This is a genomic window from Stenotrophomonas sp. FSL W7-1447 (genome assembly GCF_037966425.1).
In the GTDB taxonomy this organism is placed as follows: domain Bacteria; phylum Pseudomonadota; class Gammaproteobacteria; order Xanthomonadales; family Xanthomonadaceae; genus Stenotrophomonas; species Stenotrophomonas pavanii.
In genome coordinates, this window is sequence record NZ_CP150199.1 from 1236891 (window position 1) to 1255247 (window position 18357).

Annotated in this window: 8 protein-coding genes; all 8 read left to right on the forward strand. The window is 63.1% G+C overall.

The window, feature by feature from the left end; genetic code table 11:
- Positions 1-35 precede the first annotated feature (35 nt).
- On the forward strand, positions 36-14102 hold the full coding sequence (locus NSQ78_RS05780; protein WP_262088873.1) for a LysM peptidoglycan-binding domain-containing protein: 14067 nt from the start codon (positions 36-38) through the stop codon (positions 14100-14102).
- A gap of 10 nt (positions 14103-14112) precedes the next feature.
- Positions 14113-14568, forward strand: coding sequence for a hypothetical protein (locus tag NSQ78_RS05785; RefSeq protein ID WP_149901896.1), 456 nt, complete (start codon positions 14113-14115; stop codon positions 14566-14568).
- An 84-nt stretch (positions 14569-14652) separates the two neighbouring features.
- Complete coding sequence (locus NSQ78_RS05790; RefSeq protein WP_149901895.1) at positions 14653-15048, forward strand: hypothetical protein; 396 nt, start codon at positions 14653-14655, stop codon at positions 15046-15048.
- A 432-nt stretch (positions 15049-15480) separates the two neighbouring features.
- Positions 15481-15708, forward strand: coding sequence for a hypothetical protein (locus NSQ78_RS05795; protein WP_064237835.1), 228 nt, complete (start codon positions 15481-15483; stop codon positions 15706-15708).
- 120 nt (positions 15709-15828) lie between these two features.
- Complete coding sequence (locus tag NSQ78_RS05800; protein ID WP_064237836.1) at positions 15829-16365, forward strand: tetratricopeptide repeat protein; 537 nt, start codon at positions 15829-15831, stop codon at positions 16363-16365.
- Positions 16366-16385: 20 nt separating this feature from the next.
- On the forward strand, positions 16386-16751 hold the full coding sequence (locus NSQ78_RS05805) for a hypothetical protein (protein WP_149901894.1): 366 nt from the start codon (positions 16386-16388) through the stop codon (positions 16749-16751).
- A 182-nt stretch (positions 16752-16933) separates the two neighbouring features.
- Positions 16934-18073 carry a tetratricopeptide repeat protein gene (locus tag NSQ78_RS05810; protein WP_188238288.1) on the forward strand — a complete coding sequence of 380 codons (1140 nt, stop codon included), beginning with the start codon at positions 16934-16936 and terminating at the stop codon, positions 18071-18073.
- Between the two features lie 36 nt (positions 18074-18109).
- A complete protein-coding gene (locus tag NSQ78_RS05815; protein WP_223224811.1) occupies positions 18110-18355 on the forward strand; it encodes a flagellar biosynthetic protein FliQ in 246 nt (81 codons plus the stop codon).
- Positions 18356-18357: the final 2 nt, after the last annotated feature.

Consider the following 18357-nt stretch of genomic DNA (forward strand, 5'->3'; position numbering starts at 1 on the left):
AGAGCCGCGGCTGTTCACCAATTCGAGGGCGAGTGATGGCCGCAGTGATTTCAGGGAATGGTCTGGGTCTGTTCAACAGTTCTTTGCAGGCCGGCCTGGGGCTGGGCAGCGACGCACGCCTCGGCGCGCAGGGCAGCACTCGCCAGTATGTGAACATCGCCAACGGCAATCTCGTGCTGCAGGGCCAGGATGAACAGCTCCTGTTCCGCGGCATGTCGATCGGGCAGCTGCGTACCTACAACAGCCAGGGACTGCCCAGCCAGGTGGGCGCGGACGGATGGCTGACCGGCTTCGAGCGCCGGGTCGAGCTCCTTGCCGGAACGGTGAACAGCGCAGGCAGCATCATGCGCCTGCACACAGGGGACGGCGCCTTCCAGGACTTTGCCTACGCCGGGAATGGCAGCTACCAGTCCACCTCCGGCGATGGCGCGCATGATTCGCTGACATACGCCTCCGCAACACGTTCGTGGACGTATGTGGAAGGCAGTACGCGGCGCGAGGAAACCTACGCGGACCACGCCAACGCGACCTTGAAGGGGCGGTTGACACGCCTGCGCGATCTGCGCGGTGACGCAGCCAATCCGACCACCTGGGACGTTCTCTACGATGGCGCAGGGCGCATAACGCAGATCCGCAGCAAGGACATCGCGGCTGGCGCAACGCCGGACGGAATGGTGTTCAGCTATGACGCCGCGGGACGGCTCTCGGGCATATCGACCCGCGAGAACGGCGTGCTGCTCGGCCAGGTCGGCTACGGGTATGACAGCGTTGGCCGCCTCACGTCCGTACTGGTGGACCTGACGCCGCGCGACGGGGTGAACGACCGCGACAGCTGGGATGCGGGAAGCGCTGCCGCGAATGATGGCTACCTGTTCCGTACCACCTACAGCTATGTCGATGCGACCAGCCTGCAGATCAGCCAGGTGCGCCGGAGTGATGGCTTGCTGGTCAGCTATACCTACGATACTGCCGGCCGGATTCGCTCGGTAACCAGTGGCGATGCCAACGCCGACGACAGCGACGGCGTGGGGCAGACCCTGTTCTACAGCTATGACACCAACAACCGCCGCACCGACATCAGCGATGCCGGCGGCCGGACCTGGACCTACGGCTACGACGCGGCCGGCCAGCTGATCGAAGTGCAGGGGCCGGCCAGCGACGGCCTGCGCGACGTCAGCCAGTACGCCTACGACGCCGATGGTAACCTGGTGCAGAGCGTGACCCGTCGTGCGGGACAGGTACTGGCCCAGGCCGACTTCGAGTACGACGCGCAGGGCAACCTCACCTGGCAGTGGAACCGGGTCGAGGGCGGTGCATCCGCCGCCTCGGCGATCCACCGAACCTACACGGCAGGCAATCAGCTGGCATCGGAAACCGTGTTTGCCGGGCTGGATGCGGATGGCGCAGGCAGTGCCGCGGCTCCCAGCGGCGGTGCCACCATCCACTATCTGTATGATGCGCAGAATCGCCTGCGCTTCACCATCAACCCCGCTGGCGAGGTAAGCGAGTCCCGCTATGCCGGTGCAGGCAATGGGATCGGGCAGCTGGCGTCCACGCGTCGCTACCTCGGCGCTACCTTCAGCGGTACGTTCACCACCACGGATCTGGAGACCTGGGCGGCCGGGCAGCTCGCGCAGAGTGGTCTCACCGAATACGCCTATGACCTCCGGGGTCGCTTGAGCCAGACCCGCGCGTATGCACAGGTGGATGGCGCCGGCAATGGCGTGCAGGACGATGGCCTCGAGATCATCGACTACGTGCACGACGCGCAGGGCCTGCTGCGTGAGAAGGCGGTGACCCGCTATGCCGGTGGCAGGAATGGCGGCGTTGCCAGCCAGCGTGAGGTGGCAAGCTACACCTACGATGGCATGGGCCGGCTGTTAAGCGAGATCGTCCAGCAGCACGCACTGGACGGGGCATCGGATGTACTGATCCTGCGCACCAGTACCTGGATCTACCAGGACTCCGGAAGCACCGTGCGCACGGTGCTGCAAGGCGGCGGCGATGCCGGCGATCTGCTGCGCACCGAAGTGCGTGATGCGGCCGGACGCCTGCTGTTGGTGACCGATTCGGCAGTGGCCGGGAACGGCGGCGTGCGCAGCACGCAGAACATCTACGATGCACTGGGTCAGCTGCGTGCAGTCCAGGACGCCAACGGCGGACGGACCTATTTCTTCTACGATGCCGAAGGACTGCTGGTAGGCCAGGTCGACGCGACCGGTGCGGTCGTGGAGTACGTGCGCGACCCGCTGGGGCGCGCCATCAGTACCATCGCCTACGCCACCCGCGTGGATACCGGCAACTGGTTGGCCGGCGGTGCCGTGGTCCCGGGTGAACTGGCCAATGTACGGCCGCCCACAGGCAGTGATGATCGCCGCACGTATGTCACGTACGACGCGCTCGGGCACAAGCTCAGCGAGACCGATGCCGAAGGCGGCATCGTCACTTACCTGTACGACGGCGCTGGACGCCTGCTGCGGACCACAGCAACCGATGCCGCTGGCACTGCCGAAACGGCGCGGGTGCAGCGCTATTTCTACGACGCGACGGGCCGTGAACGCGCCAGGCTCGACGCCAATGGCTACCTGACCGAGTTCCAGCGTGACGCGGGTGGCCGCCTGGTTCGAACCTCCGCCTATGCCACGATGGTTCCGGTGGCACTGCGTGGCGCTGGCGATCTGGACGCGATGCGACCGGGACCGGCTGCGGCTGATGCGGTCACCCGGTACTTCCACGATGGGCGCGGCAATCTGGTTGGCCAGCTCGATGCGGAGGGCTACCTAACCGAGTATGTCTACGACGAAGCGCGCAACCAGCGCGCGGTGAAGGTCTACGCCCTGCGCCTTGATGCGGCCGACCCGGCCCTGGGGTTCAATGGCTTGCGCACGTTGGCGCAGGCCGGCGCCGCGCGGACCACCCAGCGCAGCTACGACGCGGCTGGGCGACTGGTGGTGGAGGTCACCCCGGAAGGCAGGGTGACCCGTTTCAGCTACGACGCACAGGGCCGGTTGCTGGGTACCACCTCGGCCGCCGGGACCGATGAGCAGCGGCAGAGCCTGCGCCGCTACGATGCGTTCGGCAACCTGATCGGTGAACTGAACGCGGAAGGTTCGGCGCTGTACACCTCGTCGATGAGCGCCTCCGAGCTGGACGCGCTGTACGCGCAGTATGGAGTACGGCACAGCTATGACCTGCTGGGCCGGCGGATCCAGAGCACCGATGCGGCGGGATATCAGACCTGGTACTTCCATGATGCTGCTGGTCGGGTCACCCACACCGTGTACGGCACGCAGGATGCCAGCGGGCGGCTCAATGCGGAAGGTGAAGTCGAGGAAACCCGGTACGACGCCTTCGGCCAGGCCCGGGAGACAATCCGCTATACCGGGCGCCTCCAGATCGACGTGCCATTCGGTTGGGAGCAGGCCTCGGCAGCGGTAAGGGTGCTGCAGTACGTTGCCGCCATCGACAGCAGGCAACAGTATCGCTATGACCGCCGGGGGCTTCTTGCAGAACTGACCCGTGCGGAGGGATACAGGACGCTGTACACGCACAACGCCTTTGGTGACCTGGTCGAGCAACGGGACCAGATTGACGGCAGCCAGTGGCGGGTCACGCGCAGCAGCTACGACAGGCTAGGCCAGCGCACCGAATTGCTGGAAGACGCCGATGGGCTACAGCGTGCAACCTCAAGCGCGTTCGATGCCTTCGGTCGCATCATCCGAAGCAGCGACGGCCGTGGCAACACCACCGGCTACGAGTATGACCGGCTGGGGCGGCAGGTCGCCGTCACCCGGATGGTCGGCGGTCAGCTGGAGAGCATGCAGACGACCTACGACGCCTACGGTCGTACACTCAGCCAGACCGATGCCATCGGACGTACCACGCAGTTCCTGCACGATGACGCCGACAGGACGCTGACGATGATCACGCCGGAGGGCGTGCAGGTGATCACGCGGTACAACCTGCACGGGCAGACCGTAGAGATCCTGCGTGGCGATGGCTCATCACAGGTCTTCGCCTATGACGCCGACGGGCGCCTTGTCGAGGAGTCCATTGGCGCAGGCTACGCGGTCTCACAGACCACTTACCGCTATGACATCCGTGGCAAGCTAGCCGGGCAGTCGGACGGTACAGGACGCGAAGTAACCTTCCAGTACGACGCAAGGGGCCGGATCCTGGAGCGTCGCCAGGAACTGCAGTACGCCCTGCAGGATGCGGTGGTCACCCGCTACACCTACGACGGACAGGGACGGCAGCTCAGCATCACTGACGCCAGTGGACGCCGTACGGTCATGGAATACGACCGCGAGGGGCGCCTGCTTGCGTCCATCGTGGATCCCGATGGACTGTCGTTGCGCACGACCTTCAGCTGGGATGCGCTGGGTCGACGGCTTTCGGTAACGGAGGGCGCAGGCACCGCTGATGCGCGGAGCACCACATACAGCTACGACGGATTGGGGCGTCGTACGGCCCAGGTCGTGGCGGCGGGTGCGCTCAATCTGCTGACCCGCTTCAGCTACGACGCCAACGACAACCTGGTGGCCAGCCAGGACCCCGAAAACCGCATCACCCGCTACGTGTACGACGACTCCAATCGCCTTCGCTTCACCGTCAACCCGCAAGGCGGCGTGACCGAGCAGCGTTACGATCCGGCTGGCCAGCGTGTATCCGTGCGGCAGTATGCCGGCCAGATCAACCTGGCAGGGTTGCCGGAGCAGGCCACCCTCGTCGAGGTGCAGCAGCGCCTGCAAGCCGACGACGGCAAGGACCTGCAGACCTATCTGCTGTATGACCGCGATGGACGGCAGACGCTCAGCATTGATGCCGCAGGTGCGGTGACCCAGCAATTGTTTGATCGGGCTGGCAATGTCGTGCAGACGCGTCGGTATGCGACCGCCTATCCGCTGGATGCGGGCCGGCGCGGTCTTCTGGCCGCGGGGCAGGGCCAGCAGGACGTCGTGCTCGCAGAGCTTGTGGTCAGCGATGCCGACCGTGTCGACTCCTATGTACATGACGCCGCAGGACGCGTGCGCTTCCATCTGAACAGTGACCGCGCCGTGGTCGAGACGAACTACGACCTTGCCGGCAGGGTGGTCAATCGGTACGAATACGCCGACTTCCTCCCGACGATCACGCATGCGGCCATTGCTGCCGGGACGGTGAGCGCGGACGACATCACGTCAGACCTGAGCGAGACATACTGGGAGCTCATGCGTGGCGTGAGCTTTATCTACGATGGTGCTGGCAGGCTTTCGTTCACGCTTACCCGAGTGCATGACGCAACACGGTGGGGGTACGGGGATGAGGTGAACTCCATCCTGGTCCAGCGCAATATCTACGATGGCTCTGGCAACATCGTATCCGACGTTACCTACACATATGCATTGGATCCGACCCGGGAGACGGGTGCCTACGACAGCGAGGCTGCTGTCATTGCCGCGCTGTTTGGTGAGTACGGCGAACCGCAGGGCCTGCAGACGGCTCCGGAGCGGACCAACCAGCACGTCTACGATCAGGCAGGGCGTGAGCGCTTCTCCGTTGGACCGGACGGGGCGGTGACCGAGTATCGCTATGACGCTATGGGTCAGCGCATCGAAACGCGGCACTATGGCGAGGCGGTCGAGCCCCGTCGTTGGGGCGAGGCGGAACTGGCCGCGGCGGTAGCCGGAATCGGCTCCGTGCGGATCAGCCGCCAGGAATACGATGCCGCTGGCCGCGTTATCTCCAGGACCGATCCGTTGACGGCGGTGGAGCGCTACCAGTATGACGGTGCGGGGCAGCTGCTTGCCTATACCGACAAGAACCAGGCGGTCTGGACCTATCAGTACGATGCTGCCGGTCGCAGGACACTGGAGACCAGCCCGGTGGTCATCGTCTCGATCGCCGCCGCCGACGGCACCCTGTCCACGGTGGCCCGCTCGATCTCGACGCTGACCGAGTACGATGCGTTGGGCAACGTGACCCGCCGTATCGAGGACGCGGGCACGCCGACGGCGCGGGCGACCGAGTACGAGTACGACAGCCGCGGACTGCAGATCCGCACGCGCTTCCCAGACGCGGGGCGCATGAACGTCGATGGGCAACTGGTTGCCACCGGCGAGCGCCCAACGGTCGAAGTGACCTACAACGCGCTTGGTCAGGCCGTGATGCAGAAGGACGTGCTGGGCTACTACAGCTACAACACCTACGACGCGGCCGGCAGGCTTCAGTTCGAGGTCGATGCGGAGGGCTACGTCAGCGCGTACGGATACGATGCATTTGGCAAGCAGACCCGGTTTCAGCGCTACGCCAATCCCATCGCGCTGCCTTCGGGCCAAGTGGCAAAGGGCTCCGACGTTGCTGCACTGTTAGTGCCTGCCACATTCCAGGACCGTATCCAGCGCAAAGAGTACGACGTAGCCGGCAGGCTGCTGAGAACCTACGAAACCCGATTCGTGAAGAACGAGTGGGATGCTGAACCGCATGAAGAGCTGGGTGGCGGGACCAAGGCGGAGTACGACCTGCTTGGCAACATGATCAGCGAGGGCCGGATGGTCAGCGCGAACGAGTGGGTTCCCGCCGGCTCGGAGTACGTCAAGTGGAGTGAGGTCAACTATCGGTACGACATCGCCGGGCGTCGAATCGCCAGTGTTGATGATCTGGGCTTCTTCACTGCCTGGACTTACAACGCCAATGGTGAAGTGATGCAGGAATGGCAGGTGGCGCGCCCGGTGTGGGAGCCGGTGCAACCGACGTTGATGAGATCAATCTGGAATGACGGGATTCCTTTCCCAGAAGTGTCGCTTGATGGTGGCACGGCAGAGCTGGGCTTCGATCGTGTCACCGAGTGGCAGTACGATGCCCTGGGACGGAAGATCTCCGAGCGCGTCAGTCGCGGCAATCCCTACGATGGGAACTTCGTCGAGTCACTGACGGCCTATGATGCATCTGGACGCGTGATCCAGACCACCGTCGATGGCCAGGCCAGCAAGACCTTCTACGATGCTCTCGGCAGGGTCACGGCGATTCGCGAGAGCGAGCGCGATGTGGTCAATGGCAACGCGGACATCCAGCTGGCCTCGACCGGGGTTGGCCTGGGTTCGGGGTCACTGTATCGGCGTGCATCGCCCTACAGCAGCATGGCCTACGACGCTTTCGGGAACGTCGTGCAGGTGCGGCGCTATGCCGAAGGGGCCGAGCCGGGCCAGGCGCCGTCGGCGTCTTCGCAGGACCAGGTACAGAGCACTGTCTACGACTGGCAGGGCCGTGGCGTACTCGAGCGCGATGCGCTGGGTTCCGTCACTGCCCGCACCTACGATGCTGCCGACCGGTTGCTTGCCACGCGGTCGCGTCTTGACGGCAACGCAGGGCGATGGTCCCTGGTGGTCAACCAGGCCACCTACGACAAGGTGGGGCGCCAACTGACCAGCGTGGTGTCCCGCGAGCTGTACCAGACCGGCAGCTCCGCGGCCTTGCGTACCGAGGTAGATAGCACCTCCCAGGTCCGCTACAACGCATTCGGGGAGATCATCGCCAAGGACAGCCGGCTCGATGCGTCGCTGGTCACCGACAGCTTCGCGGTGCGCTACGTCTACGACCAGAACGGGCGGGTGAGTTCCACCAATGCCGAAGGTGGTGTCTGGCGCAACTTCGCCTATGACCTGTCCGGGCATGTGATTGCCGAATGGCATTCGGTTCGTGACTCCGCCGGCAACTTGATCAATGTCGAAACCCGGATGGAGCTGGACACCCGGGGCAACGTTCTGGAGCAGCACCTGCCAACCAGTAACGACGATCCGTTTGATCAGGCAAGGATCATCCGGACCTATGACCGCTGGGGCAATGTCCTGTCGATGACAGACCCGCGAGGCGGCACCACCACCTACGAGTACAACCAGCGCAATCAGCTGGTGCGCGAGATCAAGCCCGAAGTCCGGGTTCTGGATGCCAATGGCACGGCGCGGTCGGTTCGCCCGGAAACGCTGTGGGAATACGACGTGATGGGGCGCAACACCGGGGTGCGCGACGCCAATGGCAACTGGCAGCGCACCGGCTACGACGGAGCCGGCCGGCAGATCTACACCGAGACCGCCACCGGCAACCGCACGTTCATCGCCTACGACGCGTTCGGCCAGAAGCGCTACACCCAGGATCCACTGGGTTACGTGACCTTCCTGGAGTATGACCGGGGCGGACGCGTGGTTGCGCAGGGTGACTTCCTTCGCGAAGCCGATGGGGCGACCCGGCAGCGTGCCACCCGCGAGCGCTACACCCTCAACCAGAATGGCAACCGTATCCGGGTCAATGACGCGCTCGGCTACGCCAGCACCTACGACTATGACAGTCGTGGGCTGGTCATACGCAGCCACACTGCGGCCGGAGTTGGCATGTCCTATGCCTATGACGCGCAGGGCAACAAGATTCGCGAGACCAATGCACTGTCCGATCCCAGCCTCGCGGCGGATGGCCAGCCGGTCTTCAATGGTGGCCTGGTCGAGAGCCAGTATGGTGTGGTGGGCCAGGCCTTCAGCCACACCCTCGGCGCCGGCGCCTTCAGCATCGTGGGTGGCGAAATTCCCAGCCTGTCGGTGCGGGTGGAGTACTGGGATGCCACCTTGAACGTGTACCGGGACGCCCCGGGCTTCAGCTATGACCCGCAGACCCGCGTACTGAGCGGCACGCCGGCACAGACCGGGCCGTATCGCATTACCTACACCGCTACCAGCAGCAACGGAAAATCCGCCAGCATCACCGCCAGCCTGTACTCGGTCACCCAGGCGGCGTATGACAGCTACTACGCAGGAGCGCCGAAGGCCAATACGGGACTGTTCAATCGCTCGGTCGGGGTGAACCAGGCCTTCAGCTACCAGGTTCCACCCGGTACGTTCACTGCCGCGGCGGGGCAGGGTATCTCCTATTCGGCGCAGGTCTACGCGCTGGTCGAAACCTTCGACTACGAAACACGCCAGCACGTGCGTGAGTACCAGTGGGTGACCCTGGGATCGGCCGAGGATGATTCCGGATTCAGCTTCGACGCTGCCACCGCAACCCTGTCGGGAACACCGGCAACGCGTGGGACGTGGCAGGTGCAGATCGTAGCCACCGGGGCCAATGGCCGCAGTTCCGCGCTTGGATTGACCGTCGAGGCGCGGCAGGCAGACGGCCGTCGTACCGTGACCGATGCCGAGGGCGATGTCCTGTATCTGGACGAGAACACCTGGAAATATGACTACTTTGGTCGATTGATCGACCACAACGACCTCAGTGGCGCCGACTACAACTACAGCTACGATGCCGTGACCGGTCAGCTGCTCGGCGAGAACAGCAAGTGGACCGAGCAGGGTCGCCAGTACTCGACGCCGGCCACCGATTACTGGTACGACCGGGACTGGCGGCAGTACGGCCTGGATTCGGAGCTGGTCGGCCTGGACCTGCCTGATCCGGTTCTGCTGAACGACCCCGCGCGCAGCTACAGCTACTACAAGTCCGGCGCGCTCAAGGAACTGCGCGAGGGTAACAACTGGTTCCGCTACCAGTACGATGCAGCCGGAAACCGCACCTCCGAGGAGGCGTATACCTACGATGCAGACGGTCAGCTGCTGCACGTGCTGACCAAGGTCACCTACGATGCACATGGCCGGATCACCAAGGTCATCCAGCAGGACGTGAGCGCGGGTCGCCGCCTGCTCGAGCTCAACTACGACTATGACGCGGTGGGCAACCGCCGTCGCGTGCTGGCCCGCTCTGCGTACGATGCGGACTCGCCGGGCATCGATATCAACGGCATCACCAATCCCGATTTCGAAGATGGTGACTTTGGCTGGAAGCGGGGGGATGGCTGGACCATCGTGCCAGGCGGAGAGAATGGCAGCACGCAGCGCGCCCAGTTCCACATGGACGGCACGTCGAAGCTGATGAACATCCAGCGCGTGCAGGTAACTCCTGGCGAGAGAATCACCGCGGCGGTCCGGGTCGATCAAGGTGCATCGAGTGCGGGCAAGGCAGGTGCGGCGGTCATCATCGAGTGGTACGACGCCTCCGGTGCGCTGATCTCGACCTCCGAGGGCAACATGGTCGATTCGGCCTCCGGTGGCGCCATCTACGAATCACGTGTGATCGCTGACGCGCCCTGGGAGGCAGTGTTCATGTCCATCGGCGCACGTGCCTTCCGCGACGGCGACAATGACGAGCTGTTCGTCGACAACTTCAGCTGGGGGGCCATGCCGTACAACGGTGGCCTTGACAACAACTATTCCTGGAATTTCGGGGATTACTGGTCGCCAACAGGCTGGTCATGGAGCAGCGAGTACGGCGGATCGGCACAGTTCAACCGGACCGGCGAAGGGCGCATGGTCAGCCACGGCCGCCTGGATGTGCGCCCTGGCAGCCAGGTCAGCGCTCGCGTCAATGTGCAGCAGGGTGCGTCCAGTGCGGGGGAGGCGTGGGGCGCGGTGTTCCTGCGCTTCTTTGATGCCAATGGCAGCATCATCGCGGATGTCGAGGGAAATCGCGTTGACAGCGGGTCAGGCGGCGAATGGCATGAGTCGGTGCTCAGCACGAAGGTGCCGCCGGGCGCGGTGAGCATGAGCATCGGTGCTGTCGCCGGGCGCAATGGAGGAACGGATCCGCTTTGGGTGGACGACTTCAGCTGGAACTACGAGCGCGATGGCGAACTCGATTCGACCGGGAACTATGTCGATCCCGATCCCAGCGATCCGTACAACATGGCCGAGCCTTTCAAGGTCTACTGGTACGACTACGACGCGCAGAATCGGGTCAAGGTGGCCAATGGCCGCCTGGTCAACAACCAGATCGTGCTGGGCAACGCCGACGTCAGCTATGCGCTGGACTACGACGAGGCCGGCCGTGCCGTACGCCGCCGTTACCTGTCCGGGCTTACCGAGGTTTCCGAAACCACCCAGTACGATGACCGCGGCCAGCGCCTGAAGGTGTTCCAGGCCGTTGGCCTGGACAGCACCGCACCGGTATCGCTGAAGGACAGCTACAGCTACGACGCGATGGGCCGGGTGATCGAACAGCGTACCTACTTCGATGCCGGCAGCACCCGCAATGGCATCGACATCGGTGGTTGGCTCAAGCATGCCGAGACCTTCAGCTACGATGCCGACGGCCGCATTCTGCGGCAGAGCATCCAGGGGCGGGAGCTGGGCTGGACCGCGACTGCCCAGAACGATGGCGGCGCCGCACAGGTAACCCAGCTGGGTGTACTGCAGAACCTGGCGTGGATCGATTATTCCGCCTATGGCTATGACGCCGCGGGGCGCCTGCGTGGTTATACGTACCAGTACTCCCTGCATGAAGAGAGCAGTGGTGCGCTGCCAGGCGATCCCAAGGGCTATACCCACCGTTACACCTATTCCTACGAGGCGCGTGACAGCTACCTGGAGTCGCGCATCTACGGACAGAGCAGCAACCAGAACTTCCGCGCCTCCACCAGCTACAGCAGCTACGATGCCTGGGGGCGTCGTGTCGCAGTACGCGAACAGACGCCGCTGAGCAGCGACCTGGGCAAGCTGGACGACCGTATCCGCTATTTCAGCTATGACGGTACCGGCAGCATCCTGCGTCGCCGCGAGGGGTCGTTGGCCGGCGGTGTGTTCACCCAGAGCGCCGCGCAGAAGACCCAGACCCAGCTGTACGCCTATGTTGGTGGCCAACTTGTGGCCTCGGGCAAACGCAACGGCGAGGTCGATGTGGTTGGCCGGCTGACGGCTTACCAAAGCAACAACGCTGCCGGCAGTTCGCGGACCACGGTGCAGGCGGGCGAGACCCTGCGGGGTATCGCGCAGCGCGTCTACGGCAATGCCAATCTCTGGTACGTGTTGGCAGAGGCCAACGCCATCGCCGATGACAGTGGCCTGACCGCCGGCACCACCCTGGTGGTGCCGGAAGTGAAGGTCACCGCCAACGACGCGAGCACGTTCAAGCCGTTCAACCCGCAGGAAGCGATCGGCAATACATCGCCGTCGCTGCCCTACATCGAACCGCCGCCGAAGGAGCATTGCAACGGCATCGCCATGGTGCTGATGGTCATTGTGGCCGTCGTCGCAACCGTGTTCACCGCGGGTGCCGCCGCGTTGGCATTCGGCGCGGTTGCGGCGGGTACCGGCGCCTTCGCAGCGGGTACCGCGGTATTGACCGGAACGGCCATGGCCGCGGCAACCGGCTTTGCCGCGACCGCTGCGGTCGCCGGCGCGGCCTTCGTCGGAGGAATGGCGGGCAGTATTGCCAGCCAGGCGGTCGGCAAGGCGATGGGCGTGGTCGACAGCTTCAGCCTGAGAAGTGCGGTGGGCAGCGGCCTGGGCGCTGCGGCCGGCGCCGGTATCGCCGGTGCCATCGGTGGTGGTGCGCAGGTGAGTGAGCTGATCCAGGCCGGAAGCTACGGCCGGGTTGCCGCGATAGGCGCAGCAAATGCAGCTGCCGGCTATGCAGCGGGCAAGATCGCCGGCGTTGCAGACACCCACTTCAGCTGGCGCGCCATCGCAGCGAATGCGGTGAGTTCGGTGGTGGGCGGAAAGATCAACCAGAAGCTTGGCACCTCGGTCTCGCCGTACGTGGGCAATGGCATCGTCAATGACACCATCGGCGGCATGGTGGGTGGTGTGGTGAGCCTGCACGCACGCCGGACCTTTGGCGTGGCTGATGACATCAACTATGGTGCGATTGCGGCTGATGCGTTTGGGAATGCGCTTGGCTCCTCGATGGCCAGTGCCTTCAGCGTGGCAGCCATGCGGAACAAACAAGCAGTGCCTAACGCATCCGGCAATGCAACATACGATCCAACATTGATGAACCGGTGGCATGAAGAAGACATGTCGAACCTTCGTCGAGGCCTCGCCTCGGAGCGCCTGCCTGTTCGCGCGATCGGTTCATTCTACAGTCCGGAGAATACGATCCTTCTGGGTGAAACTCAGATGGCTGGATCTGGCGACGGATTGAGTGCAGATGAGAGGTCGCGGTGGGTATCGACTGAAAAGTACCGGACCAGGAACGTTGATCCGTACGTACTGGGCCGGAACGGAAACCAGCGTTGGAGCACCAATGAGGTAATGGCGTTCCGCGCCAGCAGTGCGCCGGCTGTATCCGTCGAGCTTTTGAGCACCCCCCCCGCAGTGACTGACTGGGTCTGGACCAACGATGGAGGTCGGAGGGTCATGCCGGCTGTCGTTTCGTGGACCGAGATCCGTACGGCCTCCTTGGAGAGAGATAAGGCCGAATCCTTGCAGTACTGGAAGGGCGCAATGCCGATGAGGGCCGCATCTACCGCAGGCTACAGTCTGCTGCAGACCAGCAACAAGTTGTTTGGTGTCATGACCGACGCGGAGTACGGCAGGACGATCGAAAGGACGATCGGGATTGTTGCCCAGAATCCTGGGGCGGTAGCGAGAGGCCTGGGCAAGGAGCTCGGTGATTGGTGGCATTCTCCTGTTAGCCAGAAAGCAGAAGGTGTAATGGCATTTGGCTTCGAAACTGCTGCCACCATGGGCTTCAGCACCCTGAGCAAAGCATCTTATGGCGGGCGTGCGGCTGCAGACGTGGCTGAGCTGGCAACACGAAGTGCGGTGCGATCTGGTGATGTTGCTGGGGCCGAATTGCTGGGTGGCCTCCGGAATGCCGATGTTGTCTTGAATGACACAGTGTCATCTATTGGAGAATTCTCGGGAAGTGAGGCGCTCGCGATCCGAGTGTACAGAGGTACGGATAACTACAATGAAATCTGGATCAATGACGAGACTGGGCACCTCCTCAGCGATGCGGCTCGAAGAGAATACTTGGAGACCGGTTCAATGGATGTTGCCTACGAGTCAACGCGTCTTACCCATCAGAAGTGGATAGACATTTGGGGGTCAGAGGCTCGGTTTATTGAGGAGCATTCACTGAGAGGCACGGAGTTCCCTCGAGAATTTGGGATGGATCGGACATTCATGTCGGTTACGACTGACCTAAGTGTTGCTCAGCATTACGCGGGCAGCGGCAGGGTCTACTCTGCCCTGGTTCCTGCATCCCAGCTCCTGAAGCAAACATTGGCAACATCCACAGAGAGTGAGTATCTTATTAGGATAGGTAGTGATCTGTTCAGGCCGCTGCCTCAGGGATTGTAGAGAGGTCACCGTGCCGCGCGAATTGATGGTCGATGGTCAGCAGATGCATGTTCTGAATGACCTTGAGTGGGAGAGTGTCGTTGCGACCGGCACTTGGGAGGGCAGGAGCCTTGGCGGGCCGGAAACGATGCGCTTGCGTGCTGCGTCTTTTCGATTCACGAAGGAACATGGCAATCTGTTTGCATTCGCACTCTGCAAAGTCGGGCCGAAATTTGTGAACTCTGTGACCCTGATGGCAATGTCGGATGGTTGGACAAGGGTGAAGATCGAGAAGATTGGTTGTAGTTTCTGCGGTACAAAGCAGCTAATTGCTAACCCACTCTTTGCCGATCTCTACTTTGGGGTTGAAGATAGTGTCTCGAAGAAGGTGCTTGGTCGATTTTCTGATGCAGGGCGCCTGGGTTGCATTAAGTGCGAGTCGGCTTTACCTCGATTTGCGATCTGGTCAGAGGCTTGTCATGACTAATGGGGTGTCTTTGTGAGTAGAGCTATTGCGCGTCCGTCATGGCGGCCCGACATTGTGTCGACGGCTGAGTGGATCGTCGAGCACATGCGTAAGTATCTGGCCGGCAGCGCATTTACCCTGTACTCCCATGGCAGTTGCGTGGTTTGGATGGGAGCGGAGTTGAGTGTCGCTGAGGCAAACGATCGACTGAGGGCTGTTACGCTCCAAGACCCCGATTTCAAGGTCCGTCGCCACATTGATGGAAACTTTCTTGTTACATTCAAAGGTGGGGTTGGGGGGCTTTTGTCGGGGAAATTGCTGGCAGACAATTATGAGTCCCTGAGGCGTGATGCGTTGAGGTTTGGTATGCTTCCCTCGGAAGAACTGGTTTCTAGTCGTCATGGCGACTCGGAGGAGTCCGATATGATTGCGGGCTTGTATGTTCGCGCTCAGCTGTACCGGGATGTTGATGACCTGGGGGTTGTGGCGGTTTCCAGGTAGAGATTCTTGGTTTCTCGTCGTCATTGTTGTTTGGAAGTAATGGCAGGGTTGGCGGGATTTAGAGCGGAAGGGTTTTCGTTCGTGCGATTCGTCGTTGCTTCGATTGCCAAAGCCTCCCCGGGCGCGGGTTCATGTTGGATTTGCCGCCGCCGACGCTCCAGTGCGCATCGGTGACCTGTTTGTTTTAATGTATGAAGTGCCAAGAGCACTGGACGATGCCCGGCTTGAACGTACCCGCGTCGCGCCAGTCAACGTCCGCATCATTCGTGTTCATGTGGATGCAATTGACGTAGGGGCGAGTGGAGAAGCTCCCGGATGGCGTAGCAGGTGCGTTGATTACTCTGTACCCGGAGGCAATGTGTGAGGTCGTATAACATTGCTGTTTCTGCAGTCGTGTCCTTCTATTCCATTGAGACCGGTGATTGGCCAGGGATGGTTGAGCTGTTCCAGGAGCGCCTCGAGCAGATTCCGGTATACAGGGAAGGGGTGAGGCGGGAACTTTACGAGAGCCTTCATGATCCCGAATTTTCCTGGAAATTGGCTCTCTGGAATGAGGACTTTCATGTCGAAGAGTTTGAGACAGAGGGAGATGCGCGCGCCTTTATTGAGAATGTTGTGTTGCCGTTGGTAGAGCGCGTCTTCGCAAAGGTGCAGTCTTAGTCGGCTGATTCCAGGGGCGAGCCGCAGGTCAAAGGTGTATTGACGACTCACGGGCGATGCGCATGTCCGTGAGCCATGATCACGTTCAGGGGGTACGCGATGGAATACACGAGGCTGGACATGGAAGAGCTACTCCGCCTGTCGATCGATGCGATCGCGGGCAACTGCCTGGCCGACGCGCTGGTGCTGCTCAAGACCGCGCTTGAGCGCGAACCGGAGCACGTCCACGCGACCTACCTGCTGGCGGCCCAGCACGCCCAGCTGGGCCTGGTGGACCGGGCCGAGGTGGGTTTCCGCAAGGTGGTCGCGGCCGCCCCTAACCTGGCCATCGCGCGCTTCCAGTACGCGCAGTTGCTGATGGGGCAGGGCAGGGCCGAAGAGGCGCGACAGATGCTGGCGCCGGTGCTGGCCCAGTTCGACGCGCTGGGGGCGTATGCCCGGGCCCTCGATGCCGCGGCTGACCAGCGCATGGACGACGCCCTGCGTGAACTGGATGAGGGCCTGGCCCAGCCACAGGCACTGCCGGCGCTGGCCATCGACATGCGCCGTCTGCGTGACCAGCTGGCGGGTTCGGCGCCTGCGTCGTTGACCGAGGTGGCAACGCGCATCGACACGCCTGCACCGATCTTCCTGACCGGGTATGGTCGCACCAACTAGCTGCTGGCCGCGGGTGCTGCATGCCGATTGATCGGACCTCCCTACCAACGCCGTTGATCGCCGTGATGCGCGCCGAGCTCAGCCGGCGCGGCGAGCGGGCGCGTGCGGGGAACGCCGGTGCCCCTGCTTCGGCTCCGCCGCCGTCGTCGCCCCGCTCGCTGCGTGCCGAAGTGGCCGGCCTGGTGCGCGGCGTGGATACCCAGGACCCGGTGGCGATGCGCGCCGCACGCCGCCGGGTGATACGTGCGGTCCTGCTCGCCGAACTGGGTTCGGAGCTGCGTGAGTACAGCCAATGGCAGCCGATGCTGGACACCCTGGTGGACAGCCTTGAGGCGAACGAGGAACACCGCGAAGCGTTCCAGGCGCTCATCCGTTCTGTGACCTGATCTCAGGATTTCAACAATCCCTTGACGCCCTATTGACACCCGCGATTGCAGAGCTGTAGTTTCACCCAGCGCTCACGGCTCGGGGGAAACGACCGGGGTGCAGAAGGGAATATCGAGCATAGGGGCTGGCGTACGTTCGTGCGCTGGAGATGCAATCAGTCACGTCAGGAATCGTGCCACTCATGGAAGGCAACGGTGTGCGTGTGGCGCGCCTGCGAGGGTATCTCGCAGCGGATTCAGGTAACTCGGAACTTGCGTGTGAACTGCTGGATCTGCTGCTGGCCGAAGGCGCGGTCGGCGAAGCTGATCGCGTGCTTTCAGAGCTGCCCGCCAGCACGCTCGGGCACCCCGCGGTAGCTTTCCGGCAGGCACGCTGCGCACTGGCCAGTGGCCGTTACGCACAGGCTGCGCAGCAGTTGCAGGGCCTGATCGAAGCCGGGACGGATGCGCCGGGTATCGCCCACGATCTCGCCTTCTGCCAGCTGTGCCTGCGCCAACCTGAGCGCGCCCAGGCGACCGTGTCGCAGGCGATCACCACGCATGGCGCGTCGGCATCGTTGCTGATTCTTGCGGCCCGGATCGCCTTGATGCAGGCCGACCATGACCAGGCATTGGCTCACGCTGACGGCGCCTTGATCCTTGATCCCGAGGACGCGCAGGCGTTGGGGGTGCGGGCACTGGCACTGTTCGATGGCAACCATCTGGAGCAGGCCGCAGTGGCTGCCGATGCAGGCCTTCGCCGCGATCCGGACCAGCATGAGTCGCTGCTGGTGGCGGCCACGCTTGCGCTGTGGCGCCGCGATGCGGCTGCTGCCGAGCGGATGTATGAGCGCGCACTGCAGCGCCACCCAAACTCCGGGCGTGCCCTGTCCGGTCAAGGCCAGTGCGCGATGATGGCCAACGACCTGCCGCGTGCCCGTAGCATCCTGGAGCATGCTGTGCAGGCCATGCCGGGGCATATCGGTACGTGGCACGCATTGGCCTGGACCCAGTTGCTGCAGGGCCAGCGCGAGGCCGCGCGGGGCAGCTACCAGCAAGCCTATGCGATCGACCGCAATTTCGGCGATACCCACGGTGGGCTGGCACTGGTCGCGGTGCTAGCGGGCGAGCACGACGAGGCGGAGCAGTCGATCCAGAAGGCATTGCGGCTTGCGCCTGGCTCGATCACCGCGCGCTACGCGCGCAGCCTCTTGCTGGAGGCGCAGGGCGATGCCCAGGGCGCGCAGGCATTGCTGTCTGAGCTGCTCGAAGGCTCAGGCGTGACAACGCTGCCCGTCGCCGAGTTCTCCCGGCGCCTGCACCGCACACTCGTTCCCCACTGACCAGGGCGAAGCATTCAGATGGATTCTGATTTCGCCATGCGCCTGCTGATCGACACCCTTATCGCCGCACTGAAAATGTCGGCGCCCGTGCTGCTGTCCACGCTGGTCATCGGCTTGTTGATCTCGATCGTGCAGGTGGTCACCCAGGTGCAGGAAATGACCCTCACCTTCGTCCCCAAGATCATCGTCGTCGGCGTGGTCTGCGTGGCCATGGGCGGCTGGATGCTGTCGATCGCGGTCGAACTTGCCAAGCGCATGTTCGAAGCGGCGGCGGGAATGTAGCC

What these genes read in the sequence shown, in the direction of transcription:
- NSQ78_RS05780 (WP_262088873.1), top strand. Translation starts at nt 36, where the DNA reads ATGGCCGCAGTGATTTCAGGGAATGGTCTGGGTCTGTTCAACAGTTCT.
- NSQ78_RS05810 (WP_188238288.1), top strand. Translation starts at nt 16,934, where the DNA reads ATGGAAGGCAACGGTGTGCGTGTGGCGCGCCTGCGAGGGTATCTCGCA.
- NSQ78_RS05795 (WP_064237835.1), top strand. Translation starts at nt 15,481, where the DNA reads ATGGTTGAGCTGTTCCAGGAGCGCCTCGAGCAGATTCCGGTATACAGG.
- NSQ78_RS05815 (WP_223224811.1), top strand. Translation starts at nt 18,110, where the DNA reads ATGCGCCTGCTGATCGACACCCTTATCGCCGCACTGAAAATGTCGGCG.
- NSQ78_RS05805 (WP_149901894.1), top strand. Translation starts at nt 16,386, where the DNA reads ATGCCGATTGATCGGACCTCCCTACCAACGCCGTTGATCGCCGTGATG.
- NSQ78_RS05790 (WP_149901895.1), top strand. Translation starts at nt 14,653, where the DNA reads ATGCGTAAGTATCTGGCCGGCAGCGCATTTACCCTGTACTCCCATGGC.
- NSQ78_RS05800 (WP_064237836.1), top strand. Translation starts at nt 15,829, where the DNA reads ATGGAAGAGCTACTCCGCCTGTCGATCGATGCGATCGCGGGCAACTGC.